At 57.5% G+C, this 4,965-nt stretch carries 4 protein-coding genes; all 4 read left to right on the forward strand.

Annotated features, from left to right (window positions below; translation table 11 throughout):
• Positions 1 to 627 precede the first annotated feature (627 nt).
• From AD944_RS01280 to AD944_RS01295, 4 genes are read left to right on the forward strand one after another with little or no spacing between them, the layout of a single operon-like run.
• Complete coding sequence (locus tag AD944_RS01280; protein ID WP_045543221.1) at positions 628 to 1,521, forward strand: DNA-processing protein DprA; 894 nt, start codon at positions 628 to 630, stop codon at positions 1,519 to 1,521.
• Complete coding sequence (locus AD944_RS01285; protein ID WP_045543220.1) at positions 1,514 to 2,167, forward strand: hypothetical protein; 654 nt, start codon at positions 1,514 to 1,516, stop codon at positions 2,165 to 2,167. Before AD944_RS01280 ends, AD944_RS01285 begins: the two co-directional genes overlap by 8 nt.
• A 2-nt stretch (positions 2,168 to 2,169) precedes the next feature.
• Positions 2,170 to 3,180, forward strand: coding sequence for a DNA-processing protein DprA (locus tag AD944_RS01290; protein WP_052427248.1), 1,011 nt, complete (start codon positions 2,170 to 2,172; stop codon positions 3,178 to 3,180).
• A gap of 2 nt (positions 3,181 to 3,182) precedes the next feature.
• Positions 3,183 to 4,430, forward strand: coding sequence for a hypothetical protein (locus AD944_RS01295; protein ID WP_052427247.1), 1,248 nt, complete (start codon positions 3,183 to 3,185; stop codon positions 4,428 to 4,430).
• The last annotated feature ends 535 nt before the right edge of the window (positions 4,431 to 4,965 follow it).

The following is a 4,965-nucleotide window of genomic DNA, read 5'->3' on the forward strand; positions in this document are numbered from 1 at the left end:
TCTCATTCAATGCCCCACTAAAAATGGGGGGATTACCCACGGAACAGCCATGCTTGTTTGATCTCTCAAAAAATGATGATCGCTTCGCAGCAATCCTTGATCGGGAAATACCTCGCTGTAGAGAGAAACGACGCGAACTGAATGGTCTACAACTCGCGGCTTAGAAGAATAAATCTTCCCGGAGGCAATAGCCTGACCAAGTTACAGGATGGCAGAGTGTCCGCTATGCGGAAAGCACCCCGGAGTGACTGTATGACTGACATGAGAGCGACTGCCGCCTGCCTGCTTCAAATTCATTGAGCAGACAGGCAGATCTGAGGGAAACGGGAATGTCCGGTTCCGGCGTAAAGCTCAAAATACTGGATATTCATCCGGACTGATGCCGTCTTTCCGATTATGCGAGCGTGATCGCCTTACGAAGCCCCACGTTGACTTTCGAACACATTAGGAACATCATTAAAAGGTAATAGCTGTCATTTCATCTGACACGGTGGTGCCCTTAACGGCGAGCAGACGTTTCACTTGCGCTGGGACGTTTTTAGCCTTGCATCTATAGTCTTGAGGCTAGCACTGAGGGAAGGGACAGGCTCAGATGGAACAAATACATTTAATAGGCGCTGGAATAGTATGAGCTTGCGTCTCGCTTTCAGCAACTCTAGCCCAGTTCTGGCTCCGATCTCACCGCTTCGTGAGATCGGAGCCTATGAAGCTCTGTGGCTCGAAAAAGGCGCAACCTTCAAAACGCTCGCCGATCGCTTTGCACTCGATGCTGAAGCGCTTCCGTCGGATTTCGTGGCGCCACAGGTGGCTGACCAATACGGCACTGAGGTGATGGCGAATCTGAAAAAGGCGGGCGTCCACCAGTTCGGCGTCCGGATCCATCACGCCGGTGACTATCCCGCCAAGCTGCGCGATGCGCGTCATCCGGTCGAACTGCTCTACTTTCGAGGCGTCTGGGAAATCACGGAAACACGGTGCGTAGCCGTCGTCGGCAGTCGCGAGGCTTCGTCCAACGGCATCCGCCGCGCCGAGCGCCTCGCCCGCGAACTGGTCGATCGCGGCTTTACCGTCGTCTCCGGCCTTGCCAGGGGCATTGATTCCGCCGCCCATCGCGCCGCGATCGCCCGTGGTGGGCATACCATTTCCGTGGTCGGCACGCCGCTTGGCTCTTGCTACCCCAAGGAGAATGCCCTACTACAGGAGGAGATAGCACGCGATCATCTCCTCATCTCACAGGTGCCCGTCCTTCGCTACGCCAAGCAATCGCCCCAGCATAACCGGCTTTTCTTCCCGGAGCGCAATGTCACAATGAGCGCCCTTACCGAGGGCACGATCATCGTCGAGGCCGGTGACACGTCGGGCACACTGACTCAGGCACGCGCCGCGCTCCATCAAGGCCGCAAGCTTTTTATTCTCGATAACTGCTTCCACCGCAGCGACATCACCTGGCCGGCACGCTTCGAAGCGGAAGGTGCAGTGCGCGTGAAGACACCCGACGACATCTGGAGCGCTCTTGGTTAACGACGTCCGGCTCTCGCAGATCGACGAAACGAACCGTAAGGATCATTATCACCTGACGGCCGACGACCGCTGCTACTATCTTTACGAGTACACCTCGCACCGCGACTATTCTTTCAGCGCCACCAACAATTTGATCAGCAATCTCAAGAAGAAACCTAGTCAGGCGGACCTGCCACATTATCGGTATAAGAGCCAGGTGATCGGCACCTGTGGCCGCGTGCTCGGCGCCGCTCTCAATCCGGTCTGGCTCGCTTGCGCCACCCTAGTGCCTGTGCCTGGCTCAAAGGTAACCGGTCATCCCGAATATGATGACCGCATGGAGCGCATTTGCCGGCTTATGCGCCAGCCACCGCCCGATGTGCGCGATCTTGTCCACCAAGTAGCTTCGACCCCGGCATCGCATGAAACCGGGCAAGGCGACCGCGTCACGGTCGAGCAACTGCTTGAGCTGTATTCGATCAACGAAGCTATCGCCGCCCCGGCACCACAGGCGATTGGTATCGTCGACGATGTCCTGACTGCCGGCACACATTACCGGGCCATGTACAGCGTGCTCACAGATCGCTTCCCCAATGTCCCGATCATCGGCCTGTTTGTCGCACGACGGGTGTTTCCTGACAACCCGTTTGCCTCCGAGGGGCTATAACCATGGATAGGCCCAGCGACATCCATCGTCCCATGGCGCTTACGTGGCCCAGCACTAGCACGACCAACGAGGAGCGAGCTTTTCTCGCCCTTTCGACCATTCGCGGCATAGGTCAGAAAACCTTGTTCGCCGTGGCCGACGATCGCAGGTCGTTCGCCGATGCGCTCGAATATGGTCTGGGCGCGACCATTCCGGCAGGTAGTGATGGTAAGCCAATATCCGAACGGCAGTGGTTGCGAGTTCGCGAGCATGCCCGCGAACAGGGCGAGCGCCTTGCCGAGCATCTCGAGGCGCTCGGCATCGGGTTGCTGTTTCGTAACTCGCCCGGCTTTCCTTCCGCTTTGCTCGACCTTGAGCGCCCACCACAGTGGCTGTTCTTCCAAGGCAGCGTTGAGCGCCTTGCCCAACCGTCGATCGCGATTGTGGGTACCCGCAAACCAAGCAGCGACGGGCTATTTCTCTCGCGCTATGTCGGTGCTTGCCTCGGAGAATGGGGTGTGCCCACCGTCAGTGGTCTTGCCGCCGGTATCGACAAACTGGCGCATGAACATTCACTGCGCGCTGGCGTTCCGACTATCGCAGTGCTCGGTACCGGCATGCTTGAGGACTATCCCAAGGGATCGGGACGGCTACGCGACCATATTCTAAGGACGGGCGGCACAATCGTCAGCGAGTATCTCCCGACTACATCCTACAGCGCCGAGAATTTCGTTCAGCGCAACAGGCTTCAGGCCGCACTCGGCCGCATCCTGATCCCCGCCGAATGGAACCGTCGTAGTGGCACCGCCCATACCGTCCGCTTCGCCACCAATCTAGGCCGGCCGATTGCCTGCCTGCGCTTGCCCGAGTGGCCCGATGACCGCGTATTACTGGGGCGTGGCTTGGGACTCACGAGCGGTGAAATATTCACCGTCCCGCGCGATCAGGCTCGGTTCGATGCCTTTGTCCGCGCGGCGATCGGCAAACTTTCACTCGCCCAATCGGGCCAACTTTCACTATTCGGGGACAGCTAACCGTGCTCAAAGGGGTGATCTTTTCGCTGCACGATGTACTTGTGATGGAGGGCACGATCAACGTACCACTTCTTGAGGAAACGCTGCGGCTGTTGCGCTATCTCAAGACGCGCGGTGTCGAACCGGTATTTATCAGCAACCACGACTGGACGGTCACTGGCCCCAGTAAGTCGAAGCCTTTCCGAACCTTGCTGGAAGAAAGCCTCGGCCCCGTCAGCTATTATATCGGTGGGCAGAACGGAATGCCCTACAAACCGCGTGCCAATTCCACCGCACATATTCTGTCAGAGAAGGGCTGGCAGCGTCGCGAGGTGCTATATGTCGGCAATACCAACGACGATATGAAGACCGCCACCAATGGCAGCCTCCTTTTCGTGAACGTCATGTGGCACAGCGCCGCCAACCCCTATGGCTTTCAGTTCGTTTCCCCACTTGATGTCGCGCGTTTCGTAGATTGTCTCTGCCTTGGCCTAGACAGTTGGTTTTGGACCCTCGAACAGGCGGATCTCAGGGTCTATGCGCTGGCGCCATTTACGACTCTATCACCCAAATATGCGCAGGCACACGCCTATTCCGAAAGTGCCAGAGCCACCTCCAAACATGGCATGGGTGATGCCAATTTCTGGGGGCGCTTACTGGCTGCGCGGATTTACTTCTCAGGCCTTGTCGATGAAATCGACTATATAACCGCGTATCCTGGCCACTCGCCGACGTCTAACGAAACCGTGATCAGTGATGCACTCAACATTCTCGGCCAGTCGCTCCGCAAAAGCTATCTGCCCGATCTGATCCTGCGTCATGCCAAGGCGGTAAAATCGCAAACAGCACGCATTTCGGGCAAGAGTGTGGGCCTCGACAATCAGCTCAATACAATCCGGCTCAATCCGACGCCGGTTCGCGGAGTCAGCGGAAGACCTTACAAGGCGCCGCCCACGCGCAACCGCAAGCGTGTCCTTGTCGTCGATGACATTTGCACCGAGGGCAACAGCTTCGAAGCCGCCCGAGCTTATCTGAAGGCCGCTGGTGCTCAGGCGGTCTGCGTCAGCTGGCTGAAGACCATCAACACTGACTATCGTGCGGCGTCGCACGGCTTCGAGCCCTTCGATCCATACATAGAGCAGAGCTTTTCCACCTCGATTTCGACTGTGGATTATTCGTATTCGAGAGCAATCAGCTCGCACGCCGCGCCAACGGATTTGGCCGACGTCTACGATCGTTATTTCAACTGGGCATGGCCTCTCGGTATCTGACGCAAAAGCCTTCATCTGGCAACGGATTGCCGAACGCCTGCACATACGGGGGCAGTCCGCTTCGGAGTGAAGGCGAATGGGATGTTTATGTCCGCCATGAGGCGGAAGCGGAATGCCCGCTTAACGTGAGGCTGGCAAGCGGCTTCGAAATTGGAAGCTGCTTGCCAGTAACGACTATCCGTTTTTGATTTTCACCCAGAAGCGCCCTGTTGCTGACCGCCCTGAATCCCACCCTGCCTCCCTGAGGCTGGCGGGCAGGTCTTTTTCCAATATACCTGGAATGGCCTTCAAGATTTCGGGGATTGTTGTCCGGTCTCGCCCAGCAAGATAGGTATCGAGACTGACAGCCGGTGCGCTTGCTGAGAACGAAGGCTCTGGGATTTCGTCGATCCGGATGCCTTCTTCCTCCTCAAGATACTCTGCCACTCGGTGTAAGCCGAGGAATTTCACCCCGGCCAGCCGGTCTTCGGCATAGAACCCCGACCCTGCCGCATCGGCGTAAGCATCCGGAGAGAGCCGCGGGCGTAATCAGGCT

The sequence above is a fragment of the Acetobacter tropicalis genome (genome assembly GCF_001580915.1).
In the GTDB taxonomy this organism is placed as follows: domain Bacteria; phylum Pseudomonadota; class Alphaproteobacteria; order Acetobacterales; family Acetobacteraceae; genus Acetobacter; species Acetobacter tropicalis.